Below are 15348 nucleotides of genomic sequence, written 5' to 3'. Positions count from 1 at the left end.
AAACCGCCCATAATGCAAACGTTTGCATAAAGGAGAAGACGGCATGGAAACCCCACAGTCCACCCCAGCCCAGAAGCCCGTCGGCGCGTTGCGCCTGATCGATAATGAATCGTCGGTCACGGAAGTGGTCAGGCAGGCCATGGCCCAGACGGAAGACCCCCGCCTGCGGACGGTGATGGCAGCGCTGGTGAAGCACCTGCACGACTTCCTGCGCGAAGTCCGGCCGACCGACGCGGAGTTCGAGTTCGGGCTCGAATTCATCGCCGCGCTTGGGCACGCCACACACGCCACGAACAACGAAGTTGTGCTCGCGGCCGATGTGCTTGGCCTGTCCACGCTGGTCACCACGATGAACAACGGCACGACGGAAGGGCGCACGCCCGGCGCGTTGCTGGGCCCGTTCTATCGCGCTCACGCGCCGCACTACGCATGCGGCGACTGCGTGGTCCAGGATGATGCACCGGGCTTGCCGCTGTTTGTCAGCGGCACGGTTCGCGCCACGGATGGCTCGCCGTTACCGGGCGCGATCGTGGAGGTCTGGCAAGCGTCGCCGGTTGGCCTCTACGACAACCAGGACCCGACGCAACCCGATCGCAACCTGCGCGGCCTGTTCCACACCGATGCCGACGGTGGCTACCACTTCCGCACGGTGCGGCCTGCGGGCTATCCGGTGCCGACCGATGGTCCTGTGGGCAAGCTGCTGGCCGCGCAGCACCGGCATCCCTACCGTCCCGCGCATATTCATTTCATCGTAGCCTCACCGGGCTATCGCACCCTGGTGACGCAGGTGTTTGCCGACGATTCCGACATCCTCGAAACCGATGTCACGTTCGGCGTGCATCGCCAGCTCGTGGGCGCGTTCCGGCTGGTCGAAGCCGGCCGCAGCCCTTGGGGCGACCTGCCGGCGCCGTTCTACACGATGGCGTTCGATTTCGCGCTCGAACCCGGCGAGCAAACGTTCCCGAAACCACCGATCGACTGACGACCCAATCCTCCCCCAACTCACAACCAAACCATGAAGACTTCATCTCTCTCCGGCAAGGTTGCCGTGATTATCGGCGGCACCGGCGGCATCGGATTCGCGGCGGGCAGGGCGCTGGCCGATATCGGTGCCAGTGTCGTGCTGACCGGGCGCGACATGGACCGCACGGCAAGCGCCGTGAAGGCGTTGCCTGCGGGCAACCATTTGGCGGCACGCGCGGAAGTCGGTGACAGCGCCACGCTGCGCCAGCTTGCCGAGGATGTGCATCACCACTACGGCCGCGCAGACATTCTCGTGAATACGTCAGGCTTCACGCGTGCGATTCCGCATGGGGATCTCGACGCCCTTGACGATGCCCTGATCGACGAGATGTTCGCCATCAACTGGCGCGGCCAGTTCGCGGCGATTCGGGCGTTCGCGCCGCTGCTGCGCGCTAATGGCGACGGCCTGATCGTCAACGTGGGATCGATCGCGGGGCGCACCGGACAAGGCAGCAACGTGGCGTACTGCGCCGTAAAGGCCGGACTGGATGTCATGGCGATGTCGCTCGGTCGCGCGTTGGCTCCGGCCATCCGCCTGCTCAACGTTTCCCCGGGCGTCGTCGACACGGGCTTCGTGCCGGGCCGCGACAGCAGCTTCAATGACCGCGCGGCAAGCACCACGCCGCTGCGCCGTATCGGCCAGGCGCAGGACGTGGCGGACGCGATCGTCGCTTGCGCTACCTCGCTGCGTTTCGCTACAGGCACCACGATCGTCGTCGACGGTGGGCGCCAGCTCGGCTGATCTCCTTTCTCCCATCTATTTCCCAACTGACCCATGCACGCACGCAAGACGATCATCACCTGCGCTGTGACCGGCAACATCGTCACGCCCGAACAGCATCCGGGGCTTCCCGTCACGCCCGCCCAGATAGCCGATGCCGCGCTCGAAGCGGCGGAAGCGGGCGCCGCCGCCGCCCATATCCATGTGCGGGATCCGGAAACCGGCCGACCGTCGATGTCGCTCGACTACTACGCCGATGTCATCGACAGGATTCGCGCGAAGCACCGGCGCCTGATCATCAACCTGACCACAGGGCCCGGTGGCCGTTTCGTGCCCGATGAGAACGAGCCACGCGTGGCGGCCCCCGGCACGACGCTGCTGCATCCGCTCAAGCGGGTGGAACACATCGCGGCGCTGCGCCCGGATGTCTGTTCCCTCGACCTGAACACGATGAACTCGGGCGGCGACGTTGTCATGAATACGCCGGCCAACGTGCGCAAGATGGCCGGCGTGATCCGCAGCGCCGGCGTGATGCCGGAGCTGGAGATCTTCGATTCCGGCGATCTGAACATGGCGCTCGATTTCATCCGCGAGGGCGTGCTGGACGGCCCCGGCCTCTGGACCTTCGTGCTGGGCGTGAAGTACGGTTTCGCCCCGACCCCGGAAACCATCTTCTACGCCCGCAATATGCTGCCGCAGGGCGCGCACTGGTCTGCGTTCGGCATTGGCCGTGCCGAGTTCCCGATCGTCGCGCAGGCCTGGCTCGCGGGCGGCCATGTGCGGGTGGGGCTCGAAGATAACATCTATCTGGAGAAGGGCGTACTCGCCCCGAACAATGCCGCGCTGGTGGCCAAGGCGCGCGACATCGTCAAGTCACTGGGAGGAGAAATCGCTTCTTCATCAGAGGCCCGCACCGTGCTGGGCCTGCGCGACGCCTGACATCACCATTCACCGCACACAGCATTCGATATCACCATGAATACCATCCAGGTTCATCAGAAAGCCCCCAGCATCGACACGCTCGAACTCGCATTGACCGGCCTGCCGCGCCCCGAGGCTGGCCCGGGCCAGTGCATCATCGAAGTCGCCAGCGCCGGGGTGAATCCCAGCGACGTGAAGGCCACGCTTGGCATGATGCCGCATGCCGTATGGCCGCGCACGCCGGGCCGGGACTACGCGGGCGTTGTGATCGACGGCCCTTCGGATTGGATTGGCCGGCAGGTCTGGGGCAGTGGCGGCGAGCTTGGCATCCGTCGCGACGGCACGCATGGCAAGTACTTGCGCATCGGCGTGAACGCCGTGCGCGAGAAGCCGGCGACGCTGTCGTTGCTGGAAGCCGGTGCCGTCGGTGTACCGTTCATCACCGCGTATGAGGGCCTGCGCCGCGCAGGGATGCCTGGCGCCGGCAGCACGGTGCTCGTTTGCGGCGGCAACGGCAAGGTCGGCCAGGCCACGATCCAGATCGCGACCGCGCTGGGCGCACGCGTGTTCGCTGTCGAGCGCGGCGCCGAGCCGTACCGGGGTTACACGAGCGGAACGGTGCGCATGATCGATGCCAGCCGGGAAACCATCTCAGCCGTCGTGCGTGAGGAAACCGACGGGCATGGCGCGGACATCGTCTACAACACGGTGGGCAGCCCCTATTTCGAGCAGGCGAACCTGGCCATGGCGATTGGCGCCACGCAGATCTTCATCTCGACGATTGAAAGGCCGGTGCCGTTCGACATCTTCGCGTTCTATCGTGGCCAGCACACCTTTGTGGGCGTGGATACGCTGGCCCTGGATAGCGAAGCCTGCGCGAAGATCCTCGATGCGCTGGCGCCGATGTTCGCCTCCGGCGCGCTGAAGCCGTTCCCGGTGCTGCCCGACTACACGTACGCGCTGTCCAACGCACGGGACGCCTATCGCGCCGTGCTGCAAGGCGCCACCGAACGCGTGGTGCTGACGCCATGAATACGACCCGCTTCGCCCAGGCGCCGGCCTACCATCCGGCCAATCATCAAGGTATGCACTGTCTGCGGCTGCAAGGCCACGAGGCGGGGCCTTCCGATGCGCTGTGGATGGGCGTGTCGATCATCCTGCCGGGCGGCCATACGTCGCTCGACGCCTCGCCGATGGAGAAGCACTACTTCGTGCTGGAAGGCGAGGTCTGCATCCGCACGCCGGAGGAGACTGTGACGCTGGGGCAGTTCGATTCGGTCCGGCTGGCGCCTGGGGAGGCCCGCGAGGTGAGCAATCCGTCTAACCGGCCCGCGATGCTGTTGCTGGCCATGCCGTATCCGGCCACGGCCACCGCCAGGCCCTGATTTTTTGTTGCGCTTCTGCAAACGTTTGCAATCATCCACTTCATAACAACACGAGGAGACCCAGATGCAGAGAGTTTTCAGGCGACGTCATGTGATTCCGCTGGCCCTGATGTCCACCGTCATCGCCCGGGAAGCGATGGCGGAAGACAGCGTGACGATATACGGGCGGCTCAACACGGCCATCGAGTACTCGCGGGCCAGCACGGCGACGGACGGGACTAAGCTGGGCAGTACGGTGCGGCAGACCAACAACCGGTCGGTATTCGGCTTTCGGGGCGTGGAGCACCTGGGCGGCTCGCTCCAGGCCGTGTGGCAGATCGAGAGCAACGTCTCGCTGGACACCGGGCAGGGCCAGATCGCAGGCCGCAATACGCGCGTGGGCCTGCAGGGCGACTACGGGCTGCTGTTCATGGGCCACTGGCAGACGCCCTATACAGAGTCGACCGCTGGCTACGATCCGTACTACCCGACCACGGCCGGCTATATGGCGCTGATCGGCAATGGCTCGACCTCCAGCTCCGACAACGTCCAGGACACGAGTTCGTTCGACCGGCGCCAGAAGAACATCATCCAGTACCGCTCGCCGCAGCTGGGGGGTGCCAGCCTCTGGCTCGGCTGGGGATTGCCGGAAGAGAAGACGACGGTGCCGCGCAATCCGGCGCTGTACTCCGCCGCACTGGTCTACGAGCGCGGCCCGCTGGGGGCGACCGTCGCCTACGAAGTTCACTCGCACTACCAGGCGGCCGGGCGCAATGACGATGCGCTGAAGGTCGCGCTGGCCTACCAGCTGTTCCCGGGCACGCGCCTGGCCGCGCTCTATGAGCACCTGCACTACCGCACCGATACGGGCGACCTGCAGCGCAACGGGTACTACGCATCGCTGGTGCAGAAGCTTGGGACCGGCAGCGTGCGGGTGGGGGTGGCCTATGCCGCCAACGGCACGGGATCGTCCACGGACACGATCGGATTCTTCCGCAGCGGTTCGGAAACCAATGCCATGCAGTTCACGGTGGGCTACGACTATCCGCTATCGAAGCGCACCGCACTCTACGCGTACTACAGCCGCATCAATAACAAGAAAAACGCGATCTACGACTTCGCCATCAACGAGCTCGGTGTCAGCGCCGGTGCCGATCCGCAGACCTTTGCGCTCGGCATGCGGCACTTTTTCTGACATCCGCGCACGCCATTGCATCGTGAGGAGACAACCATGAGACGACAGTTTTTCCGCCCCATTGCGGCCCTTGGACTGATCGCGGCGCTTGGGCTGCCGTACACCGTCATCGCGCAACCCCAGTATCCCGTCAAGCCGATCCGGCTGATCGTGCCGTTCTCGGCGGGCAGTGCCACCGATATCCTGGCGCGCATTATCGGCGCAAAGATTGGGGAGGGCGGCCAATGGCAGGTGATGGTGGACAACCGGCCCGGCGCCGGCGGCACGCTGGGCGCCACCACGGTTGCCAAGTCGCCGCCCGATGGCTACACGCTGATCCTGGTCTCCGTGGGCCATGCCATCAACGCCACGCTCTATCCGAAGTTGGGCTACGACACGCTCAAGGACTTCGCGCCGGTGTCGCTGGTCGCCTCGGTGCCCAACGTGCTGGTGGTCAACGCCGCCAGTCCGTACAAGTCGATGCGCGATATCGTGGCTGCCGCGAAGGCCAAGCCGGGCACCCTGAACTTCGATTCCGCCGGTTCGGGCAGTTCTACGCACCTGAGTGGTGAGATGTTCAAAATGCGGGCGGGCATCGACATCGTGCACATTCCGTTCAAGGGTACCGGCGAAGCCCTGACCGACGTGATGGCGGGGCGCGGCGACATGATGTTCGCGCCGACTGTATCGGCCCTGCCGTTTGTCAAGCAAGGCAAGTTGCGTGCGCTGGCGGTGACCACGCCAGCACGCGCAGGCGCGTTGCCCGATGTGCCGACCGTGGCGGAGGCGGGGCTGCCCGGCTATGCGTTCGATTCGTGGTTCGGCGTCCTGGCGCCGGCCGGCACGCCGAAGGAGGTGATTCAGGCGGTGAATGCCGAGATCGGCAAGGCGCTGGCGTCTCCCGATGTGCGCGAGCGGCTGGCGGCCCAGGGGGCCGAGGCGCGCGCCAGCACGCCGCAGGAGTTTTCCAGCTATATCCAGGCCGAAATTGGCAAGCTGGCGCCTGTGGTGAAACAGTCCGGCGTGCGGGCAGGGGAATAAGCGGCGCCGGGGCGGCAGGCGCTAGAATGGCGCATTCCAACAGCCAACGTGGCGTCTGCCTGCCCATGTCCGAGCGCAAACGCGTGACCATCAAGGACCTCGCCGCCGAGGTCGATGTCCACTATTCGACGGTGTCTCGCGTGATGAATCCCGCCACGCGCCATCTGGTGGCCGAAGAAGTGGCCACACGGATCCTGAAGCTGGCCGAATTGCGCGGGTTCCGCCCGAACCGCATCGCGGCGGGGTTGCGCACGCAACGCTCGGGGCTGATCGGCGTGGTGCTGCCGGACATCGCGAATCCGGTGTTCCCGCCCATCCTGGCGGGGATCGAGGCCGTTCTTGGCCGGCACGGCTATGTGCCGATCGTCGTCAATGCCGGCGTGGAGCGCCTCAGGCAGCGTTTCGTGATCGATCAGTTGCTGGCCAGGCAGGTGGAAGGGCTGGTGCTGGCCACGGCGGAACGCGACGATCCCTTGCTCGACTACTGCTTCCAGCTCGGCATTCCGGTGGTCATGGTGAATCGCGGCGAGCATACCGGCCGGGCGTCCTGCGTGGTCAGCGACAGCCAGCTGGCGATGGCGCTGACGGTCGATCATCTGGTATCGCTCGGTCACCGCAGCATCGGTCACATTGCCGGTCCCGCGAGTACCTCCACGGGACAGTTGCGCCGGGAAGGCTTCATGCAGGCGGTCAAACGCCATCGGTTGCGGCGCGGCGCGTATGCCGTCGTCGAGGCGGAGAGCTATACCCGGGAGGCCGGCCGCAGGGCCTGTGACCAGTTGTTCGAATCGCTGCCCGACCTGACCGCCATTGCCGCCGGCAATGACCTCGTGGCCATGGGTTGCTACGACTTTCTGCGCGAGCGCGGCTTGCGCTGTCCGGAGAACGTCTCGGTGGTCGGCCACAACGACATGCCTTTTGTCGATGCACTGACGCCGCCGCTGACAACCATCCGCATCCCGGTCCATGACATGGGCGAACAGGCGGCCGAACTGCTGCTGCGCCGGATCGACAAGCCACAGACTGCCACCGTCGTCATCGAATTGCGGCCGGAACTGGTGGTACGCGGCTCGACAGCTGCGCCGCCAGCACAGGGTTAATCGTTCAGCTTCCCTGGGGAAGCGTCGGACGACTGCCCAGGAAGGCGTCGCGCAGGAGGGTACGGATGCCAGACGCTTCCAATGGTCGCGGATTCGGGTACTGATTCTGCAGGGCCAGTTCGCATGCCCGCTCCAGATCCTCTTCCTTCAACCCGATATCGCGCAGCGCGGTAGGGGCGCCGAGCGAGGCGGCGAGGTCGAAGACCGCCGCCGGCGCGTTGCCATCGGTGGCGCCCAGCGCACGAGCGATGGCCTCCATGGCGGCCGGCGCGGCAGGGGCGTTGTAGGCCAGCGCATGCGGCAGCACAATCGTATGGACTTCTGCATGCGGCAGGTTGAAGGTGCCGCCCAGCGTATGACACAGCTTGTGGTGCAACCCTGCCGTGACGCTGCCAAGCACGGCCCCGCACAGCCACGCCCCATAGAGCGCATCGCCACGTGCGGCGAGCCTTTCCGCACCGTCCTCACCACCTTCCCGCGCAATGACGGGCAGCGCACGACCCAGCGCCGCGATACCTTCGCGCGACATCCAGTCGCTGACCGGATTGCGATCGCCAGCATAGAGGCCTTCGGCTGCATGGGCGATGGCATTGATGCCGCTGGTCACGCTGACCATGCGCGGCAGGCGCAGTGACAACTCCGGATCGTAGATGACCGTGCGCGGCAGGACACGGGCATCGCGTCCGGTGCGCTTCAGGCCGGCGTCGGTCAGGCCGTAGATCGGCGTCGCTTCCGAGCCGGCGTAGGTGGTGGGCACAGCGATGACCGGCAGCGCGGACTCCAGCGCAATCGCCTTCCCGAGGCCGATCGTCGATCCTCCGCCGATGGCCAGCGCGCAGTCGGCGCCACACTCCGCCGCCACGGTGCGCGCCTTGCGGGCTTGTTCCACGGGCACGTGCATGACGGCGCCATCGAAGATGCCCGCGCTGCGGTCACCCAGCAACGCGCTGGCCCGCTCCGCGAGTGCCCGTTGCCCGGGCGTGCAGAGCACGAGCACGCGCTTGACGCCGAGCGCATCGGCTTCCTCAGGCAGTCGGGCCAGCGAGCCCGCGCCGAAGACCACGCGCTGCGGGCGGGACTGATAGACGAAAGGATTCATGACGGCGGCATCTATTCGAGTGTGATGTTGCGGGCCTTGATCAGGCGACCCCAGCGCGCGGACTCGTCCTGGATCAGCTTGTTGGTCTGGGCGGCATTGCCGGCCACGATCTCGAAGCCGCCGGCGCTCAACTGCTTGGCGATGGCCGGGTCGCGCAGCGTGGCGGTCACCGCCGCGGACAGTTTCTCCAGCACGGCGGGTGGAGTCTTGGCCGGCGCGATCATCGCCACCCACGAGTAGGCTTCGAAGCCCTTGTAGCGTTCCGCTACGGCGGGCACCTCGGGCAGACGGGCGTCGCGCTGCGGAGAGGTTACCGCCAGCGCGCGCAGCTTGCCGGCCTGCACGTAAGGCAGGATCAGCGGCAGGCTGGCGATCATCGAGTCCACGTGGGCGCCCAGCAGGTCGTTGATCGCGGGCCCGCCACCCTTGTAGGGGGTGTGAATGCCGCTGGTGCCGGCGGCTTCGAAGAACGCTTCCGCCACAAGTTGGTTCGAACTCCCGGCGCCCACCGACGCGTACGAGACCTTCTTCGGCGTACGCGTGGCGTTGACGTAATCCTGAAGGGTCTGGTAGGGCGAACTGGCCGGCACCACGAGCACCATCGGGGAGCGGACCATATACGACACGCCCGTCAGGTCACGCTTCGCGACATAGGGCAGTTTCGGATAGATGTGGGATTCGGTGGCGAAAGAATCGAACACCATGCCGAGCGTGTAGCCATCCGCAGGGCTCCGGGCAATCTGGCCGGTGCCGATGGTGCCGCCGGCGCCCGCGCGGTTATCTACCACGACGGTTTGCGCCAGGCGGGTGTGCAGGCCATCCTGCACCTGCCGTGCGACCTTGTCGACGGTGCCGCCCGCCGCATAGGGCACGATGATCGTGACCGTCTTGGCCGGCCAGTCGTCGGCCATGACGTGCCCGGTTGCGCACATGAGGAGCGCGGCGGCCAGCATGCGGCGGGGGCGCCCGCGCATCGAGCGCAGGGCGGCTGAGAGGTAAGTTGTCTCCATTGCGGTGCCTTCCAGTAGGGTTTCGACAATCCGGATGACGGAGGCTGCATGCTTTGCGCGTTTCGCAAAGACTTGCCTCTCTGGTCTGGGATGTTGATATTATTCCTGTCGGTTTGCGGTGGAAAGTCAAGCCGGACGCGTAATGCCTTTGCGGGGAGCGCACAAATGGAATTCATTCGCTTTGCTGAGAACCTGGCCGTCTTCGTCGATGTGGCGCGCGAAGGGAGCTTCTCGGCCGTCGCGCGGCGGCGCGGGCAGGTGGCGTCGTCGGTATCGCGCCAGATCGATGTGCTGGAGCGGGAAATGGGCGTGGCGCTGTTCACGCGCTCCACGCGGGCGCTGGTCCGCACGGAGGCGGGCGATCTCCTCTACCAGCGGGCCGCGCGCATCCTCCAGGAACTCAACGAAACGCGCGATGCGGTGACGGCGCTGGAGCAGGGCGTTAGCGGCCGGCTGCGCGTGGCGTGCCTTCCGGCGTTTGCGCGGCGGCACGTCGTGCCGCACCTCGGCTCCCTCTACGCACAGTATCCGGACCTGACCGTGGAGCTGGAGCTGACCGAGCGCGTGGTCGATCCGGTGCTCGAACGATTCGACGTTGTGGTGCGCGTCGGGCAACAGGCTGACAGCAACCTGATCGCCCAGCGCGTGGCCAGCCAACGATACGTGATCTGCGCCACGCCGGACTACCTGCGCGCGCATGGCAGGCCGGTGCACGCCGACGAGCTGCAGCACCACCGCCTGATCGACCGGGGCCACAGCACAAGCATGCGCGGCTGGCGCGAACTCCTGGAACCCACCCACGCCGCGCAGGCGCTGTTCGCAGTCGAGTGCGACGATTGCGATGCGCGGCGGCTGTCGGTATTGCAGGGGCTGGGCATCGCCCTGATGCCGGACTGGTCGGTCGGCGAGGACATCGGCGCGGGGCGGCTGGAAGAATTGCTGCTGGATGGCCTCCGCCCGCAGGCGCAAGGCGGCATCTACCTGCTACGCGCCCAGCCCCGCGCCTCGGCCAAGCTTCGGGCCTTCACCTCGCACCTGAACCAATGCATTGGGGCCCCCCCATCGTGGCAACTGGCGATGACGCGGACTGCTTCCTACGAGCCTGTTTTGGGTGGGGCGTAGCCGGGCGTTGCTTGCGCCAAAGGTTCTCCCTTGTGATTCCCTGTGGAATCTTTATCGCTTCACTCATGACTCGCAGGCAAGTTCGCGGAACGACTTGGGAACTGTGCGTTGGTCTCCCTACCGAAGAGGGGATCCCGCGGATTTTGCCTTAATCCAGACTTGCGGCTGCCGATACCGTAGAGGGTTGAATGGGATCAATCCACACTCGGTCACGGCGTGATAGATGTGTCGTTTTGTTCCTTGTCTGGAGAAATGAATTGAAGAGTCTCAAGAACTACTGCCTGCTCGGTGCCGCCGCTGCCGCCGCCATCGGTCTGGCGGGATGCGCAACTGAATCGTCGACCGCGCTGCCGGTGCAAAAGGTGGAAAGCGCGAGCCGCCCCTATAACGGCGTGCGCACCCCCATTGCCGTAGGCAAGTTCGATAACCGTTCCAACTACATGCGCGGCGTGTTCTCCGACGGCATCGACCGTCTGAGCGGCCAGGCCAAGACCAGCCTGGTGACGCACCTGCAGCAGACCAACCGTTTCAGTGTGCTTGAGCGTGAGAACCTCGACGAGATCAAGCGCGAAGCCGCTATCAAGAATCAGGCGCAGAAGCTCAAGGGCGCCGACTTCGTGGTGACCGGCGATATCACCGAATTTGGCCGCAAGGAAGTGGGCGACGTGCAGCTTTTCGGTATTCTCGGCCGCGGCCGCGAGCAGGTCGCTTATGCCAAGGTGAACCTGAACGTCGTCAACATCAGCACCTCTGAAGTGGTTTACGCCACGCAGGGCGCCGGCGAATTCAAGCTGTCGAATCGCGAGGTGATCGGGTTTGGCGGTACGGCCAGCTATGACTCCACGCTCAATGGCAAGGTGATGGACCTGGCCATGCGTGAAGCCGTGAACAACCTGGTCAGCGCGATCGAAAGCGGCGCATGGAAGCCGGCGCAGTAAACGCATAGGCCTATACCAACAAGAGCGAGAACAACAATGAAGTCATGGGTTACGCTGCGCAACGCGGCGTTTTTGTCGGCTGCCGGCCTGCTGGCCGGTTGTGCAGGTCCACAATCGATGTACCAATGGGAGGGGTATCAATCCCAGGTCTACGCGTACTTCAAGGGCGAATCGAAGGAAGCGCAGATCACCGCGCTGGAAAGTGGCCTGGAAAAGATCAAGGCGAAAGACGGAAGCGTGCCACCTGGCTATCACGCCCAGCTTGGCATGCTGTATCTGAATGTCGGGAAGGGCGATCAGATGGTCAAGGAATTCCAGACAGAGAAGACGCTGTTCCCGGAGTCCACGCCTTACATGGATTTTCTGATGCGCAATGTGAAGACTGACGAGCGCAAGGATGTGACGGTGGGCGCCACGCCGCCCGCCAAGGCAGATGCCACGGAAGGGAGCGTCAAATGATGCGTCGAATGCTGACCTACGTCGCCACGCTCGGCATCGTGATGTTGTTCGCAGGCTGTGCCGTGCCCAGAAAACAGGTGGATTACGCTGCGTTCAAGGCCGCTCGCCCGCGTTCGATCGTGGTGCTGCCGCCGCTGAACGAGTCGCCTGACATCAAGGCCACGTACGCCATGCTGTCGCAAGCCACGTATCCGCTGGCTGAGTCGGGTTACTACGTGCTGCCGGTGGCGCTGGTCGACGAAACGTTCCGGCAGAATGGCCTGACCGTGCCTGGTGACATCCACACGGCACCCGTGCCCAAGCTGCGCGAAATCTTCGGTGCGGATGCCGCGCTGTACGTGACCGTGACGGACTACGGCTCGCGTTACCAGGTACTGAGCAGCGTGACCCGCGTGGCCGCGAATGCGAAGCTGGTAGACCTGAAGACCGGCGACGTGTTGTGGAGCGGCACGGCAGTGGCAGCTAACGACAGTGGCAACAGCGGCGGCGGCCTAATCGGCATGCTGATCACCGCCGCCATCAACCAGGCGGTCAATCATCTGACCGACGCCAGCTATCCGGTGGCCGGCACGGCCAGTGTGCGTCTTTTGTCCGCCGGCATGCCGGGTGGCATCCTGTACGGCCCGCGCTCGCCGAAGTACCAGGCAGACTGATCTCGCCGGGTTCGGCTGCGCAAGAAAGAATGCCGCAGCACTGTCTCCTCGTCGGAGCGGTGTTGCGGCATTTTCACTTTGTCTGGGGGAAACGGCAGCTGCAAACGGCAATATCACATTGCATCGTTACCCGAAGCAACGGGAGGATTGGTGCCGGCAGGACAACGCTGTGAGCGCCTTCCCGGATCTACCGGCAGGCCGGCGGATTCCATAAGATTTGTTCTGCGCCGTGTTACTACGATCGCAACAGATCACCACCCGTGCCTCTCAACCCAGTCCTTCGACCATAGGAATCACCATGGCCAACGCTATCATCGAATCCCTTGTGAGCCGTCGTACCATCAGTCTGTACGACCCTGCCTTTACCGTGGGCGACGATCAGATCCGCGAGTTGGTAAGAGTCGCCACCACTGCGCCGACATCCTTCAACTTGCAGAACTGGCGCTTCATCGCAGTGCGCACGCCTGAAGCCAAGGCGCGCCTGCGGGCCGTTGCCTGGGACCAGCCCAAGATCACCGATGCCTCCGTTACCTTCATCATCTGCGGACAGTTGGCCGACCATCGGGTGTTGCCGAAGCGCCTGGCGCCAGCCGTGGAGGCGGGCATCATGCCGGCGAAGGTCGCCACGGGGTTCGAAGATGCTGCGCGCGGCCTGTACTTCGAGCATCCGCAGCTCCAGCGCGACGAGGCGGTACGCACCGGTGCCATCGGCGCGACGGCGTTGATCTATGCTGCGCATGCGCTGGGCCTGGGTTCGTCGCCGATGATCGGTTTCGACGCCGAGGCGGTAGCAAGTGAGTTCGGGCTGGCCGAAGACGAAGTGCCCGTCATGCTGCTGTCCGTCGGGTCAGCCCTGCCCGAGAACTGGGCGCAAAAGCCGCGCCGCGCAGTAGCAGAGGTGCTTGACTTCGCGTAGGTCCCACACAGAGCCCTTCATCATGGATGCCGAAGGCAACTGCGCTTCGGCATCCATGATCAGTGGGCTCCTCAGGCACGATGAACTGCACAACGGCTCCCCGTGGCAGATTGGCACTCGCCCACAACCGGCCGCCATGCGCTTCGATAATCGTGCTGCATGGCATTTCGCCGTGGGATTTTGTAAAGGTGGATTTACGCTCGCCTTCTGCGGCCGACGCGAAGCACGTCACTTGCGGCGCTGGATGGTCGCCATCGCTACACCCGCTCCGGCAAACGCGCAGGCGGCGGCCACAAGCGCCACGGCGCGCAGGGCGTCAGCGATGGCTTCGGCCTCCGCCCGCGCCAAGGGGCCCTGAGGCGGTGTACGGGTGTCGCCTGCTGCCGCTCCGTCCGGCTCCAGCAATTGCCCGGTCTGGCGTGCATCCTGAGGAATATGCAGTGCATCCAGCCGCGCCGACAGCGCCGCTTCGTGCGACCACACGAACACGATGCCGAGCACCGCAACGGCCAGCAGGCTCGCCACCCGGGCAACCGCGTTGTTGATGCCGGAGGCGATGCCTACCTGGTCGCCCGGCACGGAGCCCATAACCGTCGCCGTGAGTGGCGCGACGGTGATCGTCATACCGAGCCCGAGCACGGCGAGTGCCGGGAAGAATCCGGTCCAATAGCCGCCATGCACGAACGGCAGCGCCAGCATCGCGAATCCGATGCCGGCGACGGCCGGGCCAGCGCTCAACAGTGCCCGCGAACCGAAGCGGCTTGTCAGGCTGCCGGTGAAGCGCGATAGCAAGCCGATGATGACCGGCACCGGTAGCAGCGCGGCGCCTGCTTCGGTTGCGGTGTAGGCATGTGCGCGTATCAGCGTGAACGGCAGGAAGAACAGTGCGCCGCCCAGACCGAAGTAGAGCAGTAGGGTGACGAGGTTGGCGCCGGTGAAATCGCGGGAGCGAAACACGTCGAGTGGCATCATGGGATGACGGCTGTTCGCTTCGATCCTCACGAATGCGCCCAGCACGAGCACGCCGGCGCCGATCGTGCCCAGTACGAGCGGATGCGCGAAGCCGCGCGCCGACACCTGGGTCAGGCCATAGGTGAGGGTGGCGAGCCCGGCCGCCGCGCTCAGCGCGCCGGGCCAGTCCAGTTGCTGAGGCGCATCGAGCTTGTGGCTATTCGGCACTGACGACATCGCCAGCGCAATTGTCAGCGCTGCAAGCGGTACGTTGAGGAAAAATATTGCGCGCCACGACAACGCGTCGACAAGCGCGCCGCCTGCCACCGGCCCCACCGCCGACGTGATCGCGCCGACGGCCGCCCAGGTGCCAATCGCCCGTCCGCGTGCTTCGCCTTCGAACACGGCGCCGATGATCGCGAGACTACTGGGGACAAAGAGCGCCGCGCCAATGCCCTGGACAGCGCGCGCGACGATCAGCGAACTCGCGTTTGGCGCGAGCCCGCAAGCGGCCGACGCCACCGTGAAGACCCCGACGCCGGCGATGAACACCGTGCGGCGGCCGAGCTTGTCGCCCATCGATCCGCCCACCAGCACGAGGGACCCGAGAAAGAGCAGGTAGGCGTTAACGATCCACTGCATTGCCGCAACGCTCGCGCCGAGCTCGCTCTGCATGGCGGGCAGCGCAACATTGACGACGGAGCCGTCGATGAACGCCATGCTTGAGCCGAGGATCGTCGCGGCGAGCGCCATACGTTTGCGCCGGCACGGACGATCGACCGCGTTGGGCTGCGTACGGATGACGAGTTCGTCACAAGGGCTGGCTTGCGCAGCGACGACGCGCGCGGCCATTGGG

16 protein-coding genes are annotated in these 15348 nt (G+C 65.2%); 13 read left to right on the top strand and 3 right to left on the bottom strand.

Features of this window, described 5'->3' with window-relative positions:
- Positions 1-43: 43 nt before the first annotated feature.
- From AC1DFU_RS24140 to AC1DFU_RS24105, 8 genes are all read left to right on the top strand, one after another.
- Complete coding sequence (locus AC1DFU_RS24140; protein WP_092299609.1) at positions 44-982, top strand: intradiol ring-cleavage dioxygenase; 939 nt, start codon at positions 44-46, stop codon at positions 980-982.
- Positions 983-1015: 33 nt separating this feature from the next.
- Positions 1016-1765 (top strand): SDR family NAD(P)-dependent oxidoreductase, encoded by a 750-nt coding sequence (locus AC1DFU_RS24135; protein WP_441593485.1) that lies wholly within the window; start codon positions 1016-1018, stop codon positions 1763-1765.
- Positions 1766-1798: 33 nt separating this feature from the next.
- Positions 1799-2683, top strand: a complete 885-nt coding sequence (locus tag AC1DFU_RS24130) for a beta-keto acid cleavage family enzyme (RefSeq protein WP_441593484.1) — start codon at positions 1799-1801, stop codon at positions 2681-2683.
- Between the two features lie 36 nt (positions 2684-2719).
- Positions 2720-3697: a quinone oxidoreductase family protein gene (locus AC1DFU_RS24125; RefSeq protein WP_441593483.1), complete on the top strand. Its 978-nt coding sequence runs from the start codon at positions 2720-2722 to the stop codon at positions 3695-3697.
- Positions 3694-4050 carry a cupin domain-containing protein gene (locus AC1DFU_RS24120; RefSeq protein ID WP_441593482.1) on the top strand — a complete coding sequence of 119 codons (357 nt, stop codon included), beginning with the start codon at positions 3694-3696 and terminating at the stop codon, positions 4048-4050. Before AC1DFU_RS24125 ends, AC1DFU_RS24120 begins: the two co-directional genes overlap by 4 nt.
- A gap of 109 nt (positions 4051-4159) precedes the next feature.
- On the top strand, positions 4160-5224 hold the full coding sequence (locus tag AC1DFU_RS24115; RefSeq protein ID WP_441593507.1) for a porin: 1065 nt from the start codon (positions 4160-4162) through the stop codon (positions 5222-5224).
- A 36-nt stretch (positions 5225-5260) separates the two neighbouring features.
- On the top strand, positions 5261-6244 hold the full coding sequence (locus tag AC1DFU_RS24110) for a tripartite tricarboxylate transporter substrate binding protein (RefSeq protein ID WP_441593481.1): 984 nt from the start codon (positions 5261-5263) through the stop codon (positions 6242-6244).
- Positions 6245-6270: 26 nt separating this feature from the next.
- On the top strand, positions 6271-7344 hold the full coding sequence (locus tag AC1DFU_RS24105; RefSeq protein ID WP_092299631.1) for a LacI family DNA-binding transcriptional regulator: 1074 nt from the start codon (positions 6271-6273) through the stop codon (positions 7342-7344).
- Between the two features lie 4 nt (positions 7345-7348).
- Here AC1DFU_RS24105 and AC1DFU_RS24100 read toward each other — a convergent pair whose 3' ends face one another.
- On the bottom strand, positions 7349-8443 hold the full coding sequence (locus tag AC1DFU_RS24100) for a maleylacetate reductase (RefSeq protein WP_441593480.1): 1095 nt from the start codon (positions 8441-8443) through the stop codon (positions 7349-7351).
- An 11-nt stretch (positions 8444-8454) separates the two neighbouring features.
- Positions 8455-9453, bottom strand: coding sequence for a tripartite tricarboxylate transporter substrate binding protein (locus AC1DFU_RS24095; RefSeq protein ID WP_092299637.1), 999 nt, complete (start codon positions 9451-9453; stop codon positions 8455-8457).
- Between the two features lie 165 nt (positions 9454-9618).
- On the opposite strand from AC1DFU_RS24095, the gene AC1DFU_RS24090 reads away from it, so the two are divergent.
- From AC1DFU_RS24090 to AC1DFU_RS24070, 5 genes are all read left to right on the top strand, one after another.
- Entirely contained in the window at positions 9619-10575 is a 957-nt protein-coding gene (locus AC1DFU_RS24090; protein ID WP_092299640.1) for a LysR family transcriptional regulator, read from the top strand.
- A gap of 257 nt (positions 10576-10832) precedes the next feature.
- The gene (locus tag AC1DFU_RS24085; protein ID WP_092299643.1) at positions 10833-11513 is read left to right on the top strand and encodes a CsgG/HfaB family protein; all 681 of its coding nucleotides are present in this window, start codon (positions 10833-10835) and stop codon (positions 11511-11513) included.
- Between the two features lie 36 nt (positions 11514-11549).
- Positions 11550-11972 carry a DUF4810 domain-containing protein gene (locus AC1DFU_RS24080; RefSeq protein ID WP_441593479.1) on the top strand — a complete coding sequence of 141 codons (423 nt, stop codon included), beginning with the start codon at positions 11550-11552 and terminating at the stop codon, positions 11970-11972.
- On the top strand, positions 11969-12625 hold the full coding sequence (locus AC1DFU_RS24075) for a DUF799 domain-containing protein (protein ID WP_092299649.1): 657 nt from the start codon (positions 11969-11971) through the stop codon (positions 12623-12625). Before AC1DFU_RS24080 ends, AC1DFU_RS24075 begins: the two co-directional genes overlap by 4 nt.
- Before the next feature lie 298 nt (positions 12626-12923).
- Entirely contained in the window at positions 12924-13541 is a 618-nt protein-coding gene (locus AC1DFU_RS24070; RefSeq protein ID WP_441593478.1) for a nitroreductase family protein, read from the top strand.
- 228 nt (positions 13542-13769) lie between these two features.
- Here AC1DFU_RS24070 and AC1DFU_RS24065 read toward each other — a convergent pair whose 3' ends face one another.
- A complete protein-coding gene (locus AC1DFU_RS24065) occupies positions 13770-15344 on the bottom strand; it encodes an MFS transporter (RefSeq protein WP_441593506.1) in 1575 nt (524 codons plus the stop codon).
- Positions 15345-15348: the final 4 nt, after the last annotated feature.

It is taken from the genome of Cupriavidus sp. 10L45 (genome assembly GCF_056395225.1).
The sequence above is the reverse complement of the archived record's forward strand: the minus strand, read 5'-3'. Positions and strand labels throughout refer to the sequence as shown.

Coding starts and splice junctions, on each gene's coding strand:
- AC1DFU_RS24120 (WP_441593482.1), top strand. CDS start 3,694: ATGAATACGACCCGCTTCGCCCAGGCGCCGGCCTACCATCCGGCCAAT.
- AC1DFU_RS24075 (WP_092299649.1), top strand. CDS start 11,969: ATGATGCGTCGAATGCTGACCTACGTCGCCACGCTCGGCATCGTGATG.
- AC1DFU_RS24135 (WP_441593485.1), top strand. CDS start 1,016: ATGAAGACTTCATCTCTCTCCGGCAAGGTTGCCGTGATTATCGGCGGC.
- AC1DFU_RS24115 (WP_441593507.1), top strand. CDS start 4,160: ATGTCCACCGTCATCGCCCGGGAAGCGATGGCGGAAGACAGCGTGACG.
- AC1DFU_RS24130 (WP_441593484.1), top strand. CDS start 1,799: ATGCACGCACGCAAGACGATCATCACCTGCGCTGTGACCGGCAACATC.
- AC1DFU_RS24105 (WP_092299631.1), top strand. CDS start 6,271: ATGGCGCATTCCAACAGCCAACGTGGCGTCTGCCTGCCCATGTCCGAG.
- AC1DFU_RS24110 (WP_441593481.1), top strand. CDS start 5,261: ATGAGACGACAGTTTTTCCGCCCCATTGCGGCCCTTGGACTGATCGCG.
- AC1DFU_RS24065 (WP_441593506.1), bottom strand. CDS start 15,344: ATGGCCGCGCGCGTCGTCGCTGCGCAAGCCAGCCCTTGTGACGAACTC.
- AC1DFU_RS24080 (WP_441593479.1), top strand. CDS start 11,550: ATGAAGTCATGGGTTACGCTGCGCAACGCGGCGTTTTTGTCGGCTGCC.
- AC1DFU_RS24125 (WP_441593483.1), top strand. CDS start 2,720: ATGAATACCATCCAGGTTCATCAGAAAGCCCCCAGCATCGACACGCTC.
- AC1DFU_RS24095 (WP_092299637.1), bottom strand. CDS start 9,453: ATGGAGACAACTTACCTCTCAGCCGCCCTGCGCTCGATGCGCGGGCGC.
- AC1DFU_RS24140 (WP_092299609.1), top strand. CDS start 44: ATGGAAACCCCACAGTCCACCCCAGCCCAGAAGCCCGTCGGCGCGTTG.
- AC1DFU_RS24090 (WP_092299640.1), top strand. CDS start 9,619: ATGGAATTCATTCGCTTTGCTGAGAACCTGGCCGTCTTCGTCGATGTG.
- AC1DFU_RS24070 (WP_441593478.1), top strand. CDS start 12,924: ATGGCCAACGCTATCATCGAATCCCTTGTGAGCCGTCGTACCATCAGT.
- AC1DFU_RS24100 (WP_441593480.1), bottom strand. CDS start 8,443: ATGAATCCTTTCGTCTATCAGTCCCGCCCGCAGCGCGTGGTCTTCGGC.